This window comes from Paenibacillus paludis (genome assembly GCF_042610515.1).
Lineage (GTDB): Bacteria > Bacillota > Bacilli > Paenibacillales > Paenibacillaceae > Paenibacillus_AQ.
Map to the genome: position 1 here is coordinate 113,680 of NZ_JBGJZP010000015.1, position 20,895 is coordinate 134,574.

Below are 20,895 nucleotides of genomic sequence, written 5' to 3' on the forward strand. Positions count from 1 at the left end.
TCCATCTTATTAGGCGTTGCTCCAGGCTTCGCCGTATTGCTCTTCTTTATAGCCTACAGTGACTTTCTTGCCGTCAGTGACTACCGGGCGTTTGATCAGCATCCCGTTGCTGGACAGCAGTTCAAGCTGCTCATCTTCACTAAGACTGGACAACTTGTCCTTCAAGCCCAGTGCTTTGTACACCTCACCGCTCGTATTAAAAAACTTCTTCAACGGAAACCCGCTGTTCGCGACCAGCAAACGCAGCTCTTCCACAGTGGGCGGCTGCTCGGCGATATGCTGAAGCTCCAGCTCATGCCCCTGTTCCTTCAGCCATTTGACAGCACTGCGGCAGGTTCCGCATTTTGGATATTGATATACTTTCAGTTGACTCATAGCAGCTCCTTTGGCAGTTCCCTTTTAAAATTTATAGTGAATTCAATTGCAGCCCAACTGCAGCTAAGGAGATGACCCGTGGTGCGGTCATGTATCATTCACAGATAGAATTGTAATTCCGGCCTATCTTTTCGTTTTACAGTGCATTAGATCAGTAATACGGGCGTTACTAGAGGGAAATATGCCCGCTAGTTCCGGCCGAACCCTCAATTATAAAAGGACAGCGGGAATTACTCCCTCTATAATTGTAGAAATCACGCTATAACACACTATCGATAAAATTACAGGTAGTAAATCCCGCTATTCACTCCGCTACTTCCAAAAGCGATAATTACAGGGACCTTTTCCCGTTAATCACGAGGTCCAGGTGTTGCGGCGACATATGCTTGTGCAGGTGCAGTGCAGGTGCAGTACCGCTACTCCCCAGCCGTCTCCTTTTCCAGCTTCTGCTCAAGCAGCGCCATATCCGGCGGCAGCGGTGCTTCGAAGACCAGCTCCGCAAGCCCGACCGGGTGCTTGAACGACAGCCGCACCGCATGCAGCGCCTGCCGCGGAATTGAGGCATCCAGCTCCGCGATGCTTGCAAGCCATCCCGCTTCCTCCGAAGTCAGCTCCTCCTTGCCATACAGCAGGTGGCGGTACATGCCGTCACCGATCAGCGGGCAGCCGATAGAGCTCATATGCACCCGGATCTGATGGGTGCGGCCGCTTTCCAGCTTCAGCTCCACCCTAGCCGCACGGCCCGGGTAGGCTGCCTTGACCTCATACCGGGTCAGGGAGGGATAGCCATCCGGCGTCACAATGCGCCGGTGCGGTTCTGCCGGGTCACGGTCGATGGGACCGTCGATATCACCGCGCGGCACCGCAGGAATTCCGTGAACAAAGGCCGCATAACGTTTGTCCACGGTTCCGGCAATCATCTGCTCGGAAATATGCTGGTGGCTATAAGGATTTTTCGCGATTACCAGTACGCCCGACGTCTCCTGGTCCAGCCGGTGAACCGGGCGGAAGCGGTACTGTTCTCCCTTTTGCGCCCAATAATGGACGACCCCATTTGCCAGTGTGTCAGTATAATGGCCATGGGTCGGATGGACAATGATTCCGGCTGCCTTGTTCACGACCAGCAGATGCTCGTCCTCATACAGGATATCAAACGGAATATCCTGCGGCAAAATATCCTCCGACGTTTCCTGCTCCATCCGGATGTCCACGGTGTCTCCGGCGCTGACCCGGACGCTGATATAGACTCGCTCGCCGTTCAGCATAATCCCCTGCTCTGTCATCTTCAGGCGGGAGAGCAGCTTGCGGGACACATCCATCCGCTTCTGCAGGATGGTCTTCAGCAGCCAGCCGTCCTCGGACGGCGGCACAATATAGGAGATCGGTGAATAATAGCTTGTCATATTATTTGCGGAACACCTTTTTGCTGCGCACATACTCTACATCAGCAATCTCCAGCCGTGTATTCGCTGTGCGGGCCAACGCAAAGAAATAGTCCGAAAGCCGGTTCAAATAAATCACAGCTTCCGGATTAATATCTGCGCTGCGGCCCAGCGTAACCGCCCGCCGCTCTGCACGGCGGCAGACGGTGCGGCAGACATGCAGCACTGAGGACAGCTGGCTGCCGCCTGGGAGAATGAAGCGCTCCAGCACCGGATTCTCCGCCTGCAATTCGTCGATCCAGCCCTCCAGGCGAACCGCCATCTCGCTCTTGACCTTATATTTGCTCTCGCTGATTTTCACAAAAGCCAGATCCGAACCGCAATCGAACAGCTCATGCTGGATCTCCAGCAGTTGTTCCCGGACATCAGCGAACCTCTCGTCCTCCATCAGACTGCGGGCCTGACCCACAAAGCAGTTCAGCTCATCAATCGTTCCGTAAGCCTCGACGCGGACATCATCCTTGCCTACCCGGCCGCCGATGACCGATGTTTCTCCCTTATCCCCCGTACGCGTATAAATCGCCATCTCTTTTCTGCCCCCTTCACTCTCAACATCACATATTCATAGTTTAATCGGTAGGATGTAAGGTTGGCAAATGAAGATCGGTATTTCTGCCATGTTAATAACTGCCTGAGTCCGGGCAATCCATGACAAGTTCAGTCAAATTAAGGTTTTCGCGTTTTTGTATAGCCTCTTCTATCACACCTATGCCTCCTGTTCCTGCAGGAAGCTGATAATTTCCCTGTTGATGATCTCCGGCTGCTCATGATTAACCCCATGCCCTGCATCCTCGATCACTTTATAGCGGAAATCCCCATCCTTCAAAATCTCCAGGAAATCCTTCTTGTGGCCCAGCTTGTAATCCCCCACCAGAAAGTAAAGCTTGTCTCTGATCGCAACCGCCGTCTCTTTATCATAAAGCTGAAGCTGATGAACAAACATGGCCTGTTGATTATGGTTCTTCATTAACAGCACCAGATGCTCAGCCACTTCGGGATGTTTGTCAAAAAGTCCGGAGTTTGGCGAGCTTAGCTTTCGGGTGACCTTTAGCAGATTATTGCGGGTCGGAACGAGAATTTCCGGGAACATCATCATTAGCGTCTGGATCATCGCCTTCATCGGAGCAGTAATCATCCCGCCTTCCATGCACACCACCCCGTATACTCTTTCAGGCAGGCAGGTCGCATAATTAAAAGCCATGTAGGCACCATTCGATACACCCGCCAGATGGAATTTCCCGATCCCCAGCCCATCGGCTACGGCAGTAATCCAATCCACCTGTGAGAACGTCCGCTTGCTGAAATTGGCGTTAGGTATACTTTTTCCGGGTCCGCCTATCGTGTCTACCGCGATGCAATAGAAATGCCTGGATAATTCCTGCATATTGAGCATCCACATCACTGCAGAATTATCACCCACCCCGTGAAGCAGCAGCAAGGGCGGATTGCCTTCATCTCCTGCCGTTATACAATGTGTTGATCCGTATTCCGTTTCAATATCCAGCTCGCGGAATTCCATCGCCCAGCGTTCCAGCAGCTCATTATAGGAACGCAGCACCCTCTCCTTGCCTGCTTCACGTTTAAATACCTTGACCATGACTGTTCTCTCCCTTAGGTTCAATGTCCGCTTCTGTTAGCTTCTCTTCAAAAAGCGCAGCACCAGCTCTGTAGTAGGAAAAGACGTCTGCTCCGTGGCCTGAGCTCTTGCGATTCCCAGCCCCTGGATGAATGAAAAATAAGCAATCGCCAGCTCCAGCGGATCGCCCTCCACAATCTCCAGGGCCCGCTGGCCTTCCATAATAAGCGGAATCAGCTGCTCAAAAGGCTCTCTAATCTTCTCCTTCGAGATCCGCTTTGCTTCTTCCGGGATAGCTTCGGAGGTTGCTGTCTGCAAAAGAATCAGCCGCCAATGCTGCATCGCAAGACTGCCCGGGGACAGAAACGCCTCGGTCAGCCAAGTGATTCTCTCCATAGCCGTCCCTTCCAGCTCCGCTGCATATTGCACGGATCTTCCTGCCCCTTCCGACGCCAGTTCGACAATCTTAGTGAAGATCTCCTCCTTCGATTTGAAATACATATATACATACCCCTGGCTGAATCCTGCACTGGCCGCAATATCCTTGATTTTGGTCCCGGCAAATCCTTTCCTCGAAAAAACCTCGAGCGCGTGAGTTATAATTTGGCGCGTTGCCTGATCTGGAGCGAGTTGCTCAAAGCCGTCGATAAATCTCTGCTCCAGCATTTTGCTTTGAATGCTCATAGACACCTCCATGAAATGAATGATCGTTCATTCATAACCCATTATAAGGAATTTACTAGTAATAGGATACATCTATTTTCAGCGAAAAATAGAAGGAGGGCCCTAAGGCCCTCCTTCTCCAAATGGATGTATGTGCAGTCAATCCCTGCGCATACGTCCTCTCATATATTCATTAATCTTCAGGTCCAGCAAACTGCTAATTTCAATCACAATATCTGAGGTGAAGGATTTCTCCTGTATAAAGAGCTGCTCCATTCTGCTGCGAAGTGCCTGAATCTCATCTTCCAGAGAGAGTTTGCGAGTTAAAGCATCCGCCTTGCAGGACCGTTTTCCGTTTCCCGGATAACATTCCCCGCTATAGGAAGGCAAGTAACAATCGGCGCAGAGCACAATCATCCCTCCTAAACTTCATCTCACTGCCTTATTCAGTCCGCTCACGTTCCAGCTGTAAGACGAATTCACCTATCCGCTCTATCGCCTCGTTTAGCTGGGATACCGATGTGGCATAGGAACAGCGCAGATAACCTTCGCCGCCTAAGCCGAATACACTGCCAGGAACAGCAGCTACCTTGTACTCCAGCAAGAGACGTTGGGCAAATTGATCTGAGGTCAGTCCGGTACGGCGTATGCTTGGAAAAGCGTAGAACGCGCCTTGCGGCTCATGGCAGTCCAATCCCGCATCGCGCAGGCCTTTGACGATCAGGCGCCGCCGCTGATTGTAGGAATCCGTCATCCGGTCTTTCTCTTCCATACCGTTGGTCAAAGCCTCCAGCGCAGCTACCTGCCCCATGGAAGGGGCGCACATTACGGTATACTGATGAATCTTCAGCATGGCCGAGATCAAATCGGGGTGGCCGCAGGCATAACCCATCCGCCATCCGGTCATCGCAAACGCTTTGGAGAAGCCGCTGACCAGAATGGTCCGGTCGATCATCCCCGGCAGTGATGGGAAGCTCACATGATTGCTTCCATAGGTCAATTCGGCATAGATTTCATCTGAAATCACAATGAGATCATGCTTCTCGACGACTTTGGCAATCGGTTCCCAGTCTTCCCGGCTCATGATCGCCCCCGTCGGATTGCTCGGGTAACAGAGGATCAATATTTTCGAGCGCGGTGTAATTTTGGCTTCAAGCGCCTCTGCCGTAAGTTTGAAGTTATTTTCTCCAAAGGTCTCGATCCCGACCGGAATGCCTCCGCCAATTGCAGTAATCGGCGAATACGAAATATAGCAGGGCTCAGGTATGAGAATTTCATCTCCCGGTGCGATCAATGCGCGGAGTGCCAAATCAATTGCTTCACTTCCGCCTACCGTGGCGATAATCTGATTAGCGGGATTATACTCAACAGCGAAACGAGATTGAAGATAATTGGCAATGCCTTCACGCAGCTCCGGCATCCCTGCATTGGAGGTATATCCGGTAAAACCTCGCTCAAGCGAATAGACACAGGCTTCACGGACATGCCATGGGGTCTTGAAGTCCGGCTCCCCGACCCCGAGGGAAATGATATCCTTGCTGCCAGCCGCCAGGTCAAAAAACTTGCGGATGCCTGAGGGCTGGATTTGCTGAACCAGCGGTGCCAAATATGAATTCATTGATTTGCCTGTATCTCCGGTTGGTTTGGGTTCATTGGTGATCATATCATTACTTCCTTTACGGAGATATCATCAGACGCTTGTCCTCTTCATGCTCTTCAAAGATGATACCGTCCTGTTTGTATTTTTTGAGGGTAAAGTTGGTTTTAGTAGAGAGCACCGAATCAATCGGAGACAGCTTCTCGGAGACAAAATTGGCGACTTCGCGCAGGTTGCGCCCTTCCACTTCCACTAATAGATCGTAGGCGCCGGACATCAAATAGACCGATTTGACCTGCGGGTACAGATAGATCCGTTCGGCAATGCCTTCAAATCCGCGGCCCCGTTCAGGCGTGATCTGCACCTCGATCAATGCGGTCACCCGTTCGTCATCCACTTTATCCCAATTCACGACAGTAGCATATTTTACAATGACATGATCTTTCTCCATTTGCTCAATAACCGTCTTAACATCATCTTCTTCCGCTCCGAGCAACGTCGCCATCAGCGCCGTAGAGCTTCGGGCGTCCTCCTTGAGCAGTTCCAGCACTTTCCGCTTCAATTCATTCATTTCCTTCATGCCTTCCCTCCGGATAGTTCGCACCGGCAACTGCGTAAAGATCACGCATCGTCCTGCGAAAAGAGTTTAATACTAATATGACACGAAAATGACAGTTCTGCAAACAAAATAACCCCATGGGGAAGACGGGGCAGTGCTCGAAATAAGGGTCGCCAACACAAAAAACCGTCCACCCCTCCGGAGGAAATCCGGCGGATAGCGGACGGCTTTAGCTGCTGAGGTTTTTACGCACGAACAGGTCAGCCCCTTCGTTGCTTCACCCCCCGGCAGGAAGGTTACATATAGTAAGAGCTTTGTACGTTCGGCTGATGCTGGGGAACATTTCCATAATGTGCGTTTGTTCCGGCTGCACCTGTTTTTTGCTGCACGAACTGCTGGCATTTCTGCTGGGTCTGGTGAGCGGTCTGAATCTGCTTGTCAATATCTTGGCGCAGTGCCTTGCCTGGCGTAGTGTACATGTTCATTTGGGACATCTTCGTGTACAGTTCCCCCTGCAGGCGTAAAGTATCCATGGTCAGGTCGTTGAACACCCGGCGTACAGTTGGACAATTCGACTCCGTAGCAGCGGTCGTATATTCGCGTACCGTCCGTTTCAAATCTGCAAGCACTGTGTTGAGTAAATCCTCATCCGACATAAATGCCGATCCGTTTTGTGCGTACACAATATTACCCCCTCAATAGTTTGGTTTTGAAATTGCTTTCCATACTAATACCCGGCCGCTTTATTGCGGCTGTGTCGGTGCGTATTGCTGATGCTGCTCCAGCAGCTGCACAAGAGTATTCATATGACCAGTATGGCTTTGGATTTGTTGAACGCAGATTTGGTGCACCGTGGCGTTCTGAGTCGTCCCGGCGGTTGCGGCCATCTGCTTGATCAACAGATCCTCATTAGAGATGGAGTCAGCGATGTATTCCACTTCTTTGCCGCTAAGCGCCTGCATTTGGTTCGATTGCATAGTGTGTATTTCCCTCCTTCTAAATGGTTCAAGCAGTCGTTATTATGCCGCGTATCCAGGCACATTATGTGTGCATTGATGTTATGCGTGCTCCCGGATGAATGCCGGTTAAACCAGTGCATAAGAGCGGGTAAAGCCGGCGAAACTACCCTATCGGTATCTCATAAAGGAGAGATCAACAAATGAAACTAAACAGCGGGCAGCTGCCTTGGGGCAGCTCTTTTCCAAATCCTCCATCCTATCCTGCGCTTGAAGGGGATATTACATGCGATTGCCTGATTGTTGGCGGAGGTATGGGCGGAGCCATGTCCTCCTACCGCTTATCTTTAAGCGGAGCAGATATAGTTCTCATTGATAAAAGAGCAATTGGAGACGGAAGCTCCCATGCCAATACCGGCCTGCTGCAGATAGCCAACGACAAATCGCTGACTGCGTGTATGAATACGTTTGGGGAAGCAAACGGTGTGCTGTTCTATAAGCTGTGCCAGCAGGCTGCCCGGAGAATTCTGGAGCTGCCTGACAAGTTGAACATTGATCCGCACATTATTCCCCGCAGCAGTCTGCTGTATGCAAGCACACCTGAAGATGTGCCAGCTCTGCGGCTGGAGCATGAGAATCTGGTATCACACGGCTTTGATTCGGAATTCTGGGGGCAAGACAAGGTCAGCTCACATTACGCCTTCTCCAAACCCGCCGCACTATATTCCAAGGGCGATGCAGAGACAAATCCTTTCCGGACTGTTCACAGCCTAATTGACAAAGCCCGTGACAACGGTGTCCGCATCTATGAGCATACCCGGGCACGGCATTATGAATACAGCGCCGAAGGTGTGACCTGCATAACCGGGAACGGACGGATCTTCGCCAAGAAAGTGATTTTTGCGATGGGCTACGAAACCCAGGAGATGAAAAAAGACCGTGGCGCCGAGCTCATCAATACCTACGCCATTATGACAAAACCGCTTGATCATTTGCCCAAGTGGCATGAGCGGAGCCTGATCTGGGAAACTGCCCGCCCGTACCTCTATTTCCGGACTACGCCGGATAACCGGATTATTGCGGGAGGCAAAGATGAGCCGTTGACCGATCCGGAGCGCCGGGATATCCGCGTGCTCTCCCAGGGCCAGCGGCTGCTTGAAGAGCTGGAAGCCCTTTTCCCGGAAATCCGGGGAATCGAAGCGGAATATTCATGGGGAGCCGTCTTCGGTTCAACCCGGGACGGACTGCCCTATATGGGCCCGCATCCAGAGTATCCCCACTGCTATTTCATTGAAGGCTATGGCGGAAACGGTACGGTCTACAGCATGATCGCTGCCGAGCTTCTGGCCGATACCCTTGCCGGCAAATACCGGCCCGAGCTGGAGCTGTTCTCGCTGACCCGGTCAAGCAAGCCGTCTCCTTCTCCCGCCGTACAGGCATAAAAGCAGCAAAAAGCTTGGGCTCTGTTGAGCCCAAGCTTTTATTCTGCCTAGTAGAAGAGGTATTGATTACTTATTGTGCTTTTACGAATTCAGCAGATTTAATACCTGCCTGACGGCCGAAAATAATGATTTCCGCTACAGAGTTGCCGCCGATCCGGTTTTGTCCGTGCAGGCCGCCTACAACTTCCCCAGCCGCAAACAGTCCTGTAATAGGTTTGCCGTCTTTATTTAGAACTTCTGTGTTCGTGTTGATTTTTACGCCGCCCATGGTGTAATGAATCCCGGGGCCGATTTTAATCGCATAGTATGGCGCACCGGACAAGTCGTTGTCCATTCCTGTAGTTCTGCCGAATTCAGCATCCTTTTTATTCTTCACCGAGCTGTTCCAGGTATCCAGTGTCTTTTGCAGCTGATCTGCCGGGACATTCATTTCTTTGGCCAATGCCTCGATAGAATCTCCTTGGATCACAAAGCCCATCTTTTCGTACTGTTCAATCGCTTTAACACGGGTCTTTACGCCGGAATCAAATACAAGAAAAGCCGATTTCTCTGGAAGTGTATTGATTGCAGCTGTGACTTTGTCCCGCGTGTCCAGTTCATTGGTGAACCGTTTGCCTTCACTTGAGACAAGCAGAGCGCCTTCACCGCGGACAGCTTCCCCAATGAGATAGGATTTGTCCTGCTGCACCGTCGGGTGAACCTGAATTTGATCCATATCGACTGTCGTGCCGCCGAGCTTCTCAATCATCTGGATGCCGTCACCGGTGCTGCCGATCTGGTTTGTAGTCACATATCCTTCCAAGTCAGGTCTCACTTTAGAAATCATATCCATATTCGCGCCGAAACCGCCGGTCGTCACAATAACAGCAGCCGCTGTAATGTTTTTCTCATCCTTTTGGTTAAAGAGGACTTTGACGCCGTTTGCCTTGCCGTCTTTTTCAGTTATCTCCTTAACATCCGCGTTCACAAAAAGCGGGATGCCTTTTTCTTGTACGTTTTTCACCAAACCTTTGACAAGGTATTGTCCGACCGCTGAACCATCTTCAGGACGGTGTGTACGTTTTTCCTTCATCCCGCCAGTAATCGTGATATTGTTCAAGCGAATTCCGATGGAATCCAGCCAATCAATAGCGCTTGCTGAATTGTCAACGAAGAAACGGAGCATTTCTTTATCGTTGGTATCATGACCGCCTTTTAATGTCTCTTCATAAAATAAATCATTGCTGTCTTCAATGCCCTGCTCTTTTTGGAATTTCGTTTGCGAAGCGTTCATTCCGGAAGATGACTTTGTTGTGTTCCCGCCGGCAACCGGCATTTTTTCCAAAATAACCGGATTCATGCCTTTTTCTTTTGCTTCAAGTGCAGCAGACATCCCAGCCCCGCCTGCACCGACAATGATAATATCATATTTATCTTTTAATTGATCGAACGGTGTATAGCTTGCTTCGGATGCCCCCGAAACGGCTTCAGTTTCTTTCGGCGCGTTTGTCGCGCTGTTCTTGCTCTTGTTCTCATTTGCGTTGCTGCTGGTATTGTTGTTGCTGTTTCCGTTACCGCATCCAGCGATAACAAGCATGACGGAGAGAATGAGAAGAAGAGCAGCTGCTGTTTTCTTTTTCATGTGTAATCTTTGCCCCCTTGTGCATATTTTCACAATAATCATAGCGGCAAAGATGCTGTTCTTGGAAGCTTACGTAATTAAAAAAAACATTTAGTAACTAAAGTAACTGGATTTTGCTGCTGGGGCAGCGGAACGCTTACGGAAGATGGAATATGCAAAGAGCCCGCGTCCGACGCGGGCTTCTTGTGCTGGAAGTATGGTGATGTAGGATTCGCTCGTTTAATTCATCATACTGGCAGCAATGCGGATGACCTCATCCTTGGTCAACTCAGATTTCTCCTGGCGAACCGACACATTATAGACGATCTGCGCTTCGGGGTCAGACCAGACCAGGTTATACGTATACCCCATGTCGATCTCCTTGTTGCTGGAGTTTTCGAGATAAATGAGCTGCTTGCTGCCAATCTCAATATTCTCCACCTTTGTCGTTTTGGTCCACGACAGCGGATATGCCGGTTTGTCTTTGTCATCAACACGTGAGGCACCGATTCTCACCTGAACCTTCCCCTTCTTGTACACCAGTGAAGAAGAAAGATAGGCAATGTTCTCCGCCTTCTCTACTCTCCAGGTCAGCCGGAAGTTGTCTCCCAGGTCTCTCACGCTTCCGCCTTCAAGCTGCTTCTCATCTGGAACTTTTATGAAAGAAGGCTTGATAAACGCCTCGTCCAAGGCATACCCATCCGGCATATACCCCGGCTGCTTCACTTCCGGAGCGTGGTGCTTCTCGACACTGGTCTTATAAGTGGAATAGTCCTTGACTATGATCGGCGGGCAGTACAAGCCAAGATGAGATTCTTCTTTCCGGTCTTCACGTGTGATAACATAGGTGGCATACTCTCCAGGAAGCAGCAGCGTCTTAATGGCATTGTAGCCCTTTGAATATTTCATGTTGTAGAGTTTATTCTCTTTGTAGATTTCATTCTCTGTACTCGGCTGTACCTCGGGATGCAAGGGAATCAAGGGTTCTATCGCCTTCTCTATCATACCACCTGATGTCGTCGCCGGAAGCGGCTTATACGGCAGCACCTTATACTGAGCTCCAGCCCCCTGCCGGACTTCACCGGAATACTGGGTATAGCCGCCGCCCAGCAAGACCAATACAAGAAGTGCCGCCACCCAGCCCTGCACCGGAATCCGCAGGAATCTCCTCCGGCCCCGCCCAGCCGCGGCTTCTGTCTCCAGCCTGCGCATCACGTTAGGAGCCGCTTCGTTTGGCGGAAGTGTCTGCAGCGCTGTCTGCTCTTCTGCAGCAGGTAAGGTCCCGCCAAGCCCGAGCGCTTTCATTACCGGTCCATGAACATCAACGGGGATCAAATTGGCCGAACGGTCTCCATCCTTCAGAAACTGCTCCTCCGAAGTCAATTCACTCTTGCCCATAATTGTTTCTCCTTTCTCTCAATCGCTTTTTTAAGTTTGCCTCTGGTCCGTTCATATCTTTTGCGTGCGGTAGCCGTACTGACGCCCAGAATTTCGCCGATTTCCGCAAACGATTTATCTTCATATATTCGCAGAATTAACAAGTTCCGGTCTTCCACATCAAGCTTCCCCAGAGCGGCCGAGACCGGCTCGCTGAACAGGCGGTTCTCAACCATTTGTTCGGCGCTGTTCACCGCAACGTCCTGCCGGAGCAGCTTGCGCAGTTGAAGCTGAAATTTCTGCCGCCGCAACTGATTCAGACAATGGTGGTAAGCGATCTTGTAGAGCCATGATACGAAATCCGCCTGCGGCTTGTATTGCCCGATATTCTGATAGGCCTTAATCAGGACATCCTGCACCGCATCCTCCGCCTCTTCCTTGCTGTTCAGCAGCCGGAAGCAGTAGAGGTATATCCGCTGCTGGTACAGCCTGATTACATCTGAGAACAGGCGGGCATCTCCGGCCTGTATCCTCCTAATCTTCTCTTCTATAGAATCCACGTTGGTCTCCTTTCTTCTATTTCTTCTGTTTCTATAGATATAACACTTGAGTAGCCTCAGGCGTGACATTTATTTCTTCCGGCTGCACAGCAAAAGAGACCAACAGATGAATCCCTGTTGATCTCCCTGGTGTAGAGCCTGCTTCCGAAACCGTCTGCTCTACGCTAACTCGACGGTCTGGTTGAGGTTCAGCTCCGGGTCATCATAGCCGGTCTTCAGGAACGCCTCGCAAATAAAGGCAGGGCCTGCATTGGTGGGGGTTGGCGGCAGTGACTTTCTCTCGCTGGCCTTTCTTAGGGATCGGTAACGTAAAGGGAGTTACACTCAGCTTAGCTGGCAGCAGCCCGGCTCCACGATGTAGAATCCGGCACTTTTACTGCAAGCTAGCCGATGCGCTCTGTAAGTACTTTCCAGCCCTCTGACTGGCCCTAAAGTTGATTCCCTGTTGACTGAAGATATCGAATCTTCCGGCTGGAGCGGTCGGCCCCGGTTCCTCTATTCAATTCTAGCTGGCGATCGTTTTCCCGCTTCCCTTCATTCTGTGCAGACGCAGATTATGAACCAGTACAATCAGCTTGGCAGCACCGATCCCGAGAGATAGGATACTCAGGACAAAGACGAGATGTCCAATCCCAGGCAGAAAGGAGACCACCACTCTCCATGGGGCAAAAATATGACTAGGACCGTATAAAACCGTAATCGGCAGCACTACATTAAACAAAAGCAGGCAAAATGCGAATACGCTGGTCCGCAACGGGGTAAATCGAAAGCTTTTCTTGCGTTTAAACAGGTTGAAAGCCGACACTCCCAGCATAATTGCCATTGCTATACAAGCCAGATCAATGAAAATATGGGTACCGGCAATACTGCCCACATCCTCAACCGGCTCGCGTCCATGTATAATGTCAAGAATTCCATCAGCCACCATGCTTAATTTGAAGCCGCGCACCAAATAATCATGGGCATTGATCAATACCACAACACCTACGTCCCCGTCCAGCTTCATATCGGAGTGAAAGCTCTCAACATCACCCGGATGCTGAACAATACCATTAACGATCTCCCAGCCCATGCCATATTCACCGCCGGTGGTAGGGTCTTTTATGGCCGGCTGATGCATCTTCGCAACACTTTCCGCAGTAGCCACGCTGCGATCATGGAACTTTCCGCCATTGATTTGAGCAATTAAATAATGGTTCATATCTTCTGCGCTTGAGATCAGATAGCCGGACGCAAGCATGGATTGGTTGTCCGGCTGCTCAAAAGGAACCATGAAACCAAAGACGGACTTGTAGCCTGTGGCCAATCCCTGTAGTTTCGCTTCGGGTGTAGAAGTAAAACTGTTCTGCATATCCAGAGGAGAATACACATGATCCTGGATATATTCAGCATAAGACTTGCCGGAAACGGCCTGAATAATTCCGCCCAGTATATCGTAATTGTAGTTGGAATATTGAAACTTGTTGCCGACGGTCTCGGTTAATGGTGTGTCTTTCAGATTGTGTATAAGTGCATCTATAGTTGGCATCGTGTTGGTAAAAGCTGTCCGCCCATGTAAAGTGGACAGTCCGCTGTTCTGATTCAGTAAATGCCGGACCATAATGGTTTTGGACGCTTCCTTGTCAGCAAGCTCGAAGTCCGGCAAATAGCGCTGTACCGGCGCATCCAGGTCAATCTTCCCTTGCTCAACTAATTGCATGATGGCCAGCGCCGTAAACGATTTGGAGACCGAGCCTAGAATAAAAGGGGTTTGCGCTGTAACGGGCTGACCCTCAGGGCCGGAAATTCCATATCCCTTGGTGTAGACGGTCTGGTCTCCCTGTACAATCCCGACCGCCATACCCGGAACATCCAGTTTCTCCCGCATCGTTTCCACAAATTTGTCAATTCGGTCCGCATCTACAGCAAGTGGAGCCGCTTCCGCATGGGCCATCCCCGGTTGCAGTAAGGGCAGCACGCTGCCTGTGACCATAACCAATATAATCATTAATGCTTGGATGATAGTCCGCTGTATTGTTTTCATCTCTCTTAACCTCTTCTCCTGATTCTGTCCCTTCTCTTGTCAGACATATGGATCAAGAATATCCTTTCAACCTTTCAGCTATATTTCGAGAATCTTAAGTTAATCTTAAATTTCCTGGTGCAGATGCTTATGTATAGCTGAAAATGAAAACGGCAGACCTGTAGTTTCGGGTCTGCCGTTTTCGCATGATGCTATGATTTAGCTGCCGCTGCCGCGGCACTCACCAACCAACAATTTCAACTGCCTTCTGCAGTGCTGCTTTATTCAGGAACGCCGCTGCTTTCCGCTGCGTTACTGTTTTCTTCGGCGGGTGCTCCTCCTTCATTAATACTGTTGCTTTCAGTTCCGGCGCTATTATTTACTTCCTCTGCACCCTGTGACACTGCCGTAGGGTCCGCAGCCTCTACCAGAGTAAGCGAAGTTCCGTCAATCCACCACGTCCCGTTCAAGCTCGAGACCAGCAGCCAATTGGCGTACTTGCCTTTGACCTCTACCTTCTGTGGCGGAAGGATGCCCCCCTTGGGAGCCAGAAGATCAGGATACTTATACAGCTTTGTTTGTGCATTCAATTGAGCAGTGGCTTCTACTGTCTCCACGACAGCCAATGTCCCAGGTGCAGGACAAATCCAACCCACACCGCTGCCGTACTTGATCTGGAACCAGTTTCCCTTACGTGCGATTACATATACTTCCTGCGGCTGCTGCGTGCCTATGGCTGGCGAATTGCCGGTACCGGAGAATACTGCCGATTGGGTGAACAGATTCATGGGTAGCCCAACCTGCTCCAGCGTCTGCTTCTTGAGCCAAAGATCATATGAGACCGCAGCTGCATACACTCCGACTTTCTTATTCTTCGCCCAGATGTTATTAAAAGCGCTGAGCGGCAGTGGCCCTTCACCGGCGTACGAGCCGATTTCAATCGTAAGGCCAGGTCGTTTAAACTCCTGGATGAACCAATCCTTGTAGCCTCCACCGGATGGATTCTTCTCCGGCTTCACCAGAGAATAGCCGGTAAAGAGTCCGACATCGGCGGCAATTTTTTTGTCCCGTGCCAGATTGGCTGCCAGCGTGTTGAAGTTCCAGAAAACAATCTCGCCGGAGCTGTGATAGGAAATGGTCATTTCCGGATCCAGCGTATAAGTGAAATCCATCATAAGCCGGATCTCCGGCGCTTGCGCCGGTTTCACACCCTTGTAATTCTGGTACGACGGATAAGGCGAAGTATTCCTGATCGCGCTCCAGCTCGCTGGATACTGGCGGTTCAGGTCGAGCCCTTGCATATTCGCTTTCCAGCGTTTGAAATTACTGCTTCCTCCATTGTAGCCTACCAGTGTGGAAGCTAGACTCTTAGACAAACCCGCTGTTCCCTGCTGAGCCAGCGTGACACCATCCGGATTCACCATCGGCACGATCCAGATACTGACATTGTTCAGCAAATCTCTCACCTTATAGTTTCCCAGCTTCTGATCTTGGACATAAGCTTGAGCATACGAGTCTGCCATTTTCATGAGCAGTGAAGTCGTCATCCATTCCCGGGCATGGTGCGAGCCATTCAGAAACAGAGAGGCTTCCCCGCGACCTAGCTGAACTGCCCACAATTCGCGTCCGTATATCGTCTTACCCAGCGATTTGTAAGTGATCAGTCCAGGATATTTAACGGCCAGACTCTTGATATCTCTTTCCATAGTGGAATAGGAATAGACCTGGCCAGGGTTCACAATATTAGCCGAACCTAGCGACGGACGCGGAAAAATAGCAAGACCCAGAATTAACAAACATAGTACCATACAAAACTTGTAAAACAGTGATTTCATCGACAACCCTACCATCCTGAGCATGATCCTCTCTACCAATATTTGAGTTAACACTAGTCAAAAAGGCCTAGCATTGTCAAGTAGATTCGACATATTATTTAGAGAAAGGACCAATATGCCTAGTATTTGCTTCTTAAATTCATAGAGGAGTGATGAAACCCCAAATCCATAGCGAATAAGCGAGTAACCACGTCTGGTTCAACGATTGTCCTGTACAGTAAAAAGGGACCCGAAGGTCCCTCTTGATTGGCAGCTGCCGCTTATATATATTTAGCTATAATTTCATGGCCCGTAGCAGATACTGTGTACATATATACCGGCCTGCCCACCGATCCATAGCTGATCTCCATCTCCAGCACACCGGCCTCCGTGAGAAAAGCCAAATATTTGCGGACAGAGATCCGCGAAAGCGGGGCACTTGCCGTAATATCCTCGGTGGAGAATACCGGCCTTTCCAGCTGCTGTATGGTGTTCCAAATGCTCTCCAGCGTCCCTTCTGCAAGTCCCTTGGGCAGAGTCCCCGCTTTGTCTTCCTCGGTTCCCAGGGAATACCGCAGCAGCTTGTCAAGCTGCTCCTGGCTGAGATGCTCCCTATGCTTCATCAGCAGATGATCCTCCCGATATGCAGACAGCGCCGCCTGAAAACGGGCGAACTCAAAGGGCTTGATCAAATAGTCAACAGCCCCGTGCTGCAGCGCTTTACGGATGCTCCCATTGTCGCTGGCTGCGGAAATCACGATAACGTCAACCATGCTTCCCTGCTCCCGCAGGGAGGACAGCAATTGCAGCCCGTTGGTATGCGGCATATAAATATCGAGCAGTATCAGGTCTACTTCACGATCCACAAGCATCTTTGCAGCCTCATCGCCTGAAGAGGCCCAGCCTGCGAACTCAAAACCCTGCACCTGCTCCAGATAATGGCGGTTGAATTTCGCCACCATCGGATCATCCTCAACAATCAGCACCTTAATGTTCATACAGTTTCATCACCCTTTACAGCATATGGCACATCGGCCATAAACGTTGTTCCCGGCTTCCTATCCTCTACAATCTGAAGCTGGATCAGTAACTTCTCCATTCATTCTGCCGCACCTGCCCCTCACCTTTGAAGAGGCTCAATTAAATACGACTACAAACATAATATCATTACGGCAGATAATTTTGGAGGTAAAGGCCTGAATCTCCCTGCTGCCGGATAATCTGATCTCAGAAAATAATATAGAGCACCAAAAGGAGACTCTATCCTCAGACAGAGTCTCCACACCATTTACGGTTTATAGGTTAGCTTTCGCTGCAGCAGCCAGCCAATCGGCTAAATCATTGATTTGATTAAGCATTGCAATGGGATCGCGGTACCAGGAACTCGATTCATTCCACAAATATACGCGTCCTTCCTTGACCGGAGGAAGAATTCCCCAGATGGGATCAGCCTGCAGCTGCTCCAATGAGGATTCGGAGGTTAGCACAAGATAATCTCCCATATACTCCGGCAATAGCTCCAATGAAAATTCAGCATAGGATTCCTGAAGCATTTTTCCCGGTACTGCTGCGGGAGGGTTCATCTCCAACTGCTCGTACATAATACGTCCGCCTCTGCCGGACTTGCTGCCAAACAAATATACAAGACCATCAAACTCTTGCATAACGGATACCGTTTCATTCTCTGAGACAGCTTCCTGTACCTGTTGCTTCGCGCTGGCTATCTGCTCCTGGAAATGTTCCTTCCATTTCCGGCTTTCTTCCTCCTTGCCAAGCACCTTGCCGAAATAGTCCATTTCAGCTTCAACGGATTCAAATGAATTGTACGGCATCACAACAGTAGGAGCAATCTGTTTATACTTATCATAGGTTTCTTGATCCGTTACATGACTAATAATCAGATCAGGTTCCACCTCAAGCAGCTTTTCCAGCGAGTTGCCCACATCCACCACACCGTCAAGCATTCCTTCAAGGTATGGACTTGACATTAAAAACTCCTCTGCCGCAACGGGCTTAACATCCAGTGCAAGCACAGTACCCAAATAGGAAATAGCAGCCACCCGTTGAGGATGGACGGGAATCTCCACTTCACCAAATGTCGTAGAGACAGTTTTGGTTTCCTGCGGCAATCCGTCCGGCTGAATGGCCGGAGTCGATACCGCTTTATTCTGTTGTTCATTTGGCGCCTGGCTGCTCCCCGCAGCTTGTGATCCGCCCTGAGATGTTCCGCAAGCAACAAGCAGCAGCATGACACATAAGCTGAGCATTGTGGTCATTTTCTTGTAATGGTTAAGCATATCAAACTCTCCATCCTCCGTATATTGATAATGATTTTCATTATCATCAATATGATATCGTTGGATAAGTTTCATAACAAGAGACGGATTTAACTTCTTTATAGCATAATCCGAAACACCACTTTGCCCGGCTTCTAATTGTGCTCTAAACATTCCGGGAGCAACACCCATGTTTTTTTTAAATATACGGTTGAAATATACAACGTCAGTATAGCCAACATATGTAGCGATTTCCTGCAAAGAAGCATTGGTAGCAAGCAGCATCTCCTGTGCTTTATACATGCGAAGTTTGATGACATAGTCAAGCGGGCTGTAGCAGGTCTGCTCTTTGAATTTTCGTGAAATATATTGAGGACTGTAATTAAGCTGCTGCGCTAGGCGTTCAATGGATACCTGACCACGATAATGCTGTGACAAATACCGCACAACCTGCTCCGCTACTGATGTCTTGGCTGCTTTCCAGTACTGCTTATCCTTTAAAGCGTGATGGAGGAATTGCATGAACATTCCTTTTATCAGCAGCTTACCTATAGGGCTTTTGTCAGTATGCCAGCCCTCCAGCATCTGCTGGGCAAGACTGAGCAGTTCCAGCGGCTCTGCTGGAGAAATTCCCCACATATGATCGAAGGGGCTGTCCGTTTGCATCAGGATATGAAATTCACGCAAGGAGTTCTGCGACAAAACAGCCTTATAGAAAATGAAATACAGCTCCATACCCTTCTCCGTATTTACTTTAAGCCGCCTGCCTTTGCCTGCGTGCAGCAGATAAAATCCATCAGCCAGCCAGATTTCTTCATCCAGCCAAAGCTCGCCGCTGCCGTGCGTACAAAATATAAAAGAACTTGCAGGCAGGACATAAGGCAGATGAAACTCACCTGCTTCTACCCGCCGCAGCCGTATATCCAGCACTCTTAGAAGCACCTGATCCCAAAGCTGCAGGTGATGATCGTTGTCCATAATCAATGTTCCCCTTTATCTTCACGGCTGGACAGCACCTTAATGGTCATACAGCTTCATCACCCATTACAGCATATGGCACATCGGCCATAAACGTTGTTCCCGGCTTCCCGTCATCTACAATCTGAAGCTTGCCCTGCAGCTTCTCCACGCTTTTCCGGACCAGGTACAGACCGATCCCCCGTTGCTCTCCCTTGGTGGAAAAGCCTTGAACAAATACCTGCTCCCGCAGCGCCTCTGGAATGCCCGGTCCGCTGTCCCGCACGGTGCAAATCAGGCGCCCCCGGTCATAACAAAAAGCAAGCTCTATCTCCTTGACGTTATGCTCCTTCAGTACCTCCATAGCGTTGTCAAGCAGATTGCCGGCAATCGTGATCAGTTCATGAATGCACTGCGGGTCTGCCGATTCCGGCAAATAGCTGTCCCCGGTCAGCTGCAGATCAATTCCCGCTTCGCGGGCCCGGCTCAATTTCCCCAGCAGGAAGCCTGCCATCACGGGGTCCTTAATCTGTCTCGTAATGGAGCCAATTTCCTTCTGGTAGTTGCCCACCATTCCCGAGATGTATTGCTGCAGCTCATCGTACAGGCCCATATGTGTCATTCCCATAATGACATGCAGCTTGTTCATGAATTCATGCGTCCCGGCCCGCAGGGCGTCCGCATATACGGAAATGCCGGACAGCCGTTCAACCAACACGGCAAGCTCGGTCTTGTCCCGGAATGTAGCGATGGCTCCCGCAATCTGGCCATTCACCCGGATCGGAACACTGTTGACGAGCAAAGTGATACCGTTCAGCTCAAGATCCTGATCCACCTTCGCTTCCCCTGTGGCCAGCACGGGCTCAAGACGCAGCTCAGGCCAATAATCTGCGATATGCCGGGTCATCGCATTGCCAGTAATGCCCACCGTTCCCAGAAGCCGCTCTGCTTCCACATTGATCATTGTGATCCGGGCTTTATCATCTACCGCAATAATACCTTCGCGTGCTGACTGCAGCATGGCGCTGCGCTCTTCCAGCAGCTTGGAAATATCTGAAGGCTCCATGCCGAACATCATCTGTTTGATTTTCCGGGCCAGCACGATCGCCCCTCCGGCTCCAAGCACAGCACCGGACAGCAGAATCGCAATGATGGTCCATTCATTTTGCCGTATCAGACGGTGTACGCGTTCCAGTGAAAGTCCGACTACGACTACTCCCACCTGAGAACCTCTGTTGTTATACACTGGCACAAAAGCGCGCAGTGACTTGCCCAGCAGCCCCTCGCCTTCGGAGATACTCTCTTCCCCGCGCAGCGCCATCTTCTGTCCTCCACCCACAAAGTGCCTTCCAATCATCGAGGCATCAGGATGGGAATAGCGGATACTGTTCATATCGATTACGACTACAAACATAATATCATTGCGGCGGGTGATTTTGGAGGTATAGGCCTGAATCTCCTTACTGCGGCCCTCCCCAAGCCCTTCCGACACCAGCGGCATCAGGGCAAGAGTGCGGGCAATCGTAATGGCTTTATCCTCCAGGGCATGGCGGGTCTGCGGGATAATCTGATTCCGGAAAATAATGTAGAGCACCAGCATGACCAACATCACCACAGCGGATACCATAACTGCAACCTTCGTCCTTAGGCCATAACCTTTTTTCTTGGCCAAAACTTAACCTTCCCCCCATCCGGTCAT

The 20,895-nt window shown here is 50.3% G+C and carries 19 protein-coding genes; 1 reads left to right on the plus strand and 18 read right to left on the minus strand.

Going from position 1 to position 20,895, the window contains the following annotated elements:
* Window positions 1-9: 9 nt before the first annotated feature.
* From ACAN56_RS24565 to ACAN56_RS24610, 10 genes are all read right to left on the minus strand, one after another.
* Complete coding sequence (locus tag ACAN56_RS24565) at window positions 10-375, minus strand: arsenate reductase family protein (protein ID WP_076111496.1); 366 nt, start codon at window positions 373-375, stop codon at window positions 10-12.
* Window positions 376-791: 416 nt separating this feature from the next.
* The gene (locus tag ACAN56_RS24570; RefSeq protein ID WP_379146090.1) at window positions 792-1,778 is read right to left on the minus strand and encodes an RluA family pseudouridine synthase; all 987 of its coding nucleotides are present in this window, start codon (window positions 1,776-1,778) and stop codon (window positions 792-794) included.
* A gap of 1 nt (window position 1,779) precedes the next feature.
* Window positions 1,780-2,343 (minus strand): cob(I)yrinic acid a,c-diamide adenosyltransferase, encoded by a 564-nt coding sequence (locus tag ACAN56_RS24575; RefSeq protein ID WP_038588302.1) that lies wholly within the window; start codon window positions 2,341-2,343, stop codon window positions 1,780-1,782.
* Window positions 2,344-2,523: 180 nt separating this feature from the next.
* Complete coding sequence (locus ACAN56_RS24580) at window positions 2,524-3,414, minus strand: alpha/beta fold hydrolase (protein ID WP_379146091.1); 891 nt, start codon at window positions 3,412-3,414, stop codon at window positions 2,524-2,526.
* Window positions 3,415-3,450: 36 nt separating this feature from the next.
* Window positions 3,451-4,077 (minus strand): TetR/AcrR family transcriptional regulator, encoded by a 627-nt coding sequence (locus tag ACAN56_RS24585; protein ID WP_379146092.1) that lies wholly within the window; start codon window positions 4,075-4,077, stop codon window positions 3,451-3,453.
* A 138-nt stretch (window positions 4,078-4,215) separates the two neighbouring features.
* Entirely contained in the window at window positions 4,216-4,467 is a 252-nt protein-coding gene (locus tag ACAN56_RS24590) for an aspartyl-phosphate phosphatase Spo0E family protein (RefSeq protein ID WP_256718141.1), read from the minus strand.
* 31 nt (window positions 4,468-4,498) lie between these two features.
* A complete protein-coding gene (locus ACAN56_RS24595) occupies window positions 4,499-5,719 on the minus strand; it encodes an aminotransferase class I/II-fold pyridoxal phosphate-dependent enzyme (protein ID WP_038588294.1) in 1,221 nt (406 codons plus the stop codon).
* A 13-nt stretch (window positions 5,720-5,732) separates the two neighbouring features.
* Window positions 5,733-6,233 (minus strand): Lrp/AsnC family transcriptional regulator, encoded by a 501-nt coding sequence (locus ACAN56_RS24600; RefSeq protein WP_038588292.1) that lies wholly within the window; start codon window positions 6,231-6,233, stop codon window positions 5,733-5,735.
* Window positions 6,234-6,508: 275 nt separating this feature from the next.
* Entirely contained in the window at window positions 6,509-6,895 is a 387-nt protein-coding gene (locus ACAN56_RS24605) for a spore coat protein (RefSeq protein WP_038588290.1), read from the minus strand.
* A gap of 60 nt (window positions 6,896-6,955) precedes the next feature.
* The gene (locus ACAN56_RS24610; RefSeq protein ID WP_038588287.1) at window positions 6,956-7,189 is read right to left on the minus strand and encodes a hypothetical protein; all 234 of its coding nucleotides are present in this window, start codon (window positions 7,187-7,189) and stop codon (window positions 6,956-6,958) included.
* 182 nt (window positions 7,190-7,371) lie between these two features.
* Between ACAN56_RS24610 and ACAN56_RS24615 the strand changes: the two genes are divergently transcribed.
* Complete coding sequence (locus tag ACAN56_RS24615) at window positions 7,372-8,610, plus strand: NAD(P)/FAD-dependent oxidoreductase (RefSeq protein ID WP_038588284.1); 1,239 nt, start codon at window positions 7,372-7,374, stop codon at window positions 8,608-8,610.
* A 70-nt stretch (window positions 8,611-8,680) separates the two neighbouring features.
* Here ACAN56_RS24615 and ACAN56_RS24620 read toward each other — a convergent pair whose 3' ends face one another.
* The 8 genes from ACAN56_RS24620 to dcuS form a co-directional block, all read right to left on the minus strand.
* Window positions 8,681-10,231 carry a flavocytochrome c gene (locus tag ACAN56_RS24620; RefSeq protein ID WP_038588282.1) on the minus strand — a complete coding sequence of 517 codons (1,551 nt, stop codon included), beginning with the start codon at window positions 10,229-10,231 and terminating at the stop codon, window positions 8,681-8,683.
* 219 nt (window positions 10,232-10,450) lie between these two features.
* Window positions 10,451-11,608 carry a DUF4367 domain-containing protein gene (locus ACAN56_RS24625; protein ID WP_156130842.1) on the minus strand — a complete coding sequence of 386 codons (1,158 nt, stop codon included), beginning with the start codon at window positions 11,606-11,608 and terminating at the stop codon, window positions 10,451-10,453.
* Window positions 11,590-12,147, minus strand: a complete 558-nt coding sequence (locus ACAN56_RS24630) for an RNA polymerase sigma factor (protein WP_379146096.1) — start codon at window positions 12,145-12,147, stop codon at window positions 11,590-11,592. The genes ACAN56_RS24625 and ACAN56_RS24630 overlap by 19 nt, the downstream gene beginning before the upstream one ends.
* A 505-nt stretch (window positions 12,148-12,652) precedes the next feature.
* A complete protein-coding gene (locus ACAN56_RS24635) occupies window positions 12,653-14,170 on the minus strand; it encodes a serine hydrolase domain-containing protein (protein WP_379146098.1) in 1,518 nt (505 codons plus the stop codon).
* 260 nt (window positions 14,171-14,430) lie between these two features.
* Window positions 14,431-15,984: a M14 family zinc carboxypeptidase gene (locus ACAN56_RS24640; RefSeq protein WP_379146099.1), complete on the minus strand. Its 1,554-nt coding sequence runs from the start codon at window positions 15,982-15,984 to the stop codon at window positions 14,431-14,433.
* A gap of 260 nt (window positions 15,985-16,244) precedes the next feature.
* Window positions 16,245-16,961, minus strand: a complete 717-nt coding sequence (locus ACAN56_RS24645) for a response regulator (RefSeq protein ID WP_379146100.1) — start codon at window positions 16,959-16,961, stop codon at window positions 16,245-16,247.
* Between the two features lie 297 nt (window positions 16,962-17,258).
* Window positions 17,259-19,217: an AraC family transcriptional regulator gene (locus ACAN56_RS24650; protein ID WP_038588268.1), complete on the minus strand. Its 1,959-nt coding sequence runs from the start codon at window positions 19,215-19,217 to the stop codon at window positions 17,259-17,261.
* A 46-nt stretch (window positions 19,218-19,263) separates the two neighbouring features.
* Complete coding sequence (gene dcuS, locus ACAN56_RS24655; protein WP_081965751.1) at window positions 19,264-20,868, minus strand: DcuS/MalK family sensor histidine kinase; 1,605 nt, start codon at window positions 20,866-20,868, stop codon at window positions 19,264-19,266.
* Between the last annotated feature and the right edge of the window lie 27 nt (window positions 20,869-20,895).

Coding starts and splice junctions, on each gene's coding strand:
- ACAN56_RS24565 (WP_076111496.1), bottom strand. CDS start 375: ATGAGTCAACTGAAAGTATATCAATATCCAAAATGCGGAACCTGCCGC.
- ACAN56_RS24570 (WP_379146090.1), bottom strand. CDS start 1,778: ATGACAAGCTATTATTCACCGATCTCCTATATTGTGCCGCCGTCCGAG.
- ACAN56_RS24575 (WP_038588302.1), bottom strand. CDS start 2,343: ATGGCGATTTATACGCGTACGGGGGATAAGGGAGAAACATCGGTCATC.
- ACAN56_RS24580 (WP_379146091.1), bottom strand. CDS start 3,414: ATGGTCAAGGTATTTAAACGTGAAGCAGGCAAGGAGAGGGTGCTGCGT.
- ACAN56_RS24585 (WP_379146092.1), bottom strand. CDS start 4,077: ATGAGCATTCAAAGCAAAATGCTGGAGCAGAGATTTATCGACGGCTTT.
- ACAN56_RS24595 (WP_038588294.1), bottom strand. CDS start 5,719: ATGATCACCAATGAACCCAAACCAACCGGAGATACAGGCAAATCAATG.
- ACAN56_RS24600 (WP_038588292.1), bottom strand. CDS start 6,233: ATGAAGGAAATGAATGAATTGAAGCGGAAAGTGCTGGAACTGCTCAAG.
- ACAN56_RS24610 (WP_038588287.1), bottom strand. CDS start 7,189: ATGCAATCGAACCAAATGCAGGCGCTTAGCGGCAAAGAAGTGGAATAC.
- ACAN56_RS24615 (WP_038588284.1), top strand. CDS start 7,372: ATGAAACTAAACAGCGGGCAGCTGCCTTGGGGCAGCTCTTTTCCAAAT.
- ACAN56_RS24620 (WP_038588282.1), bottom strand. CDS start 10,231: ATGAAAAAGAAAACAGCAGCTGCTCTTCTTCTCATTCTCTCCGTCATG.
- ACAN56_RS24625 (WP_156130842.1), bottom strand. CDS start 11,608: ATGGGCAAGAGTGAATTGACTTCGGAGGAGCAGTTTCTGAAGGATGGA.
- ACAN56_RS24635 (WP_379146098.1), bottom strand. CDS start 14,170: ATGAAAACAATACAGCGGACTATCATCCAAGCATTAATGATTATATTG.
- ACAN56_RS24640 (WP_379146099.1), bottom strand. CDS start 15,984: ATGAAATCACTGTTTTACAAGTTTTGTATGGTACTATGTTTGTTAATT.
- ACAN56_RS24645 (WP_379146100.1), bottom strand. CDS start 16,961: ATGAACATTAAGGTGCTGATTGTTGAGGATGATCCGATGGTGGCGAAA.
- ACAN56_RS24650 (WP_038588268.1), bottom strand. CDS start 19,217: ATGGACAACGATCATCACCTGCAGCTTTGGGATCAGGTGCTTCTAAGA.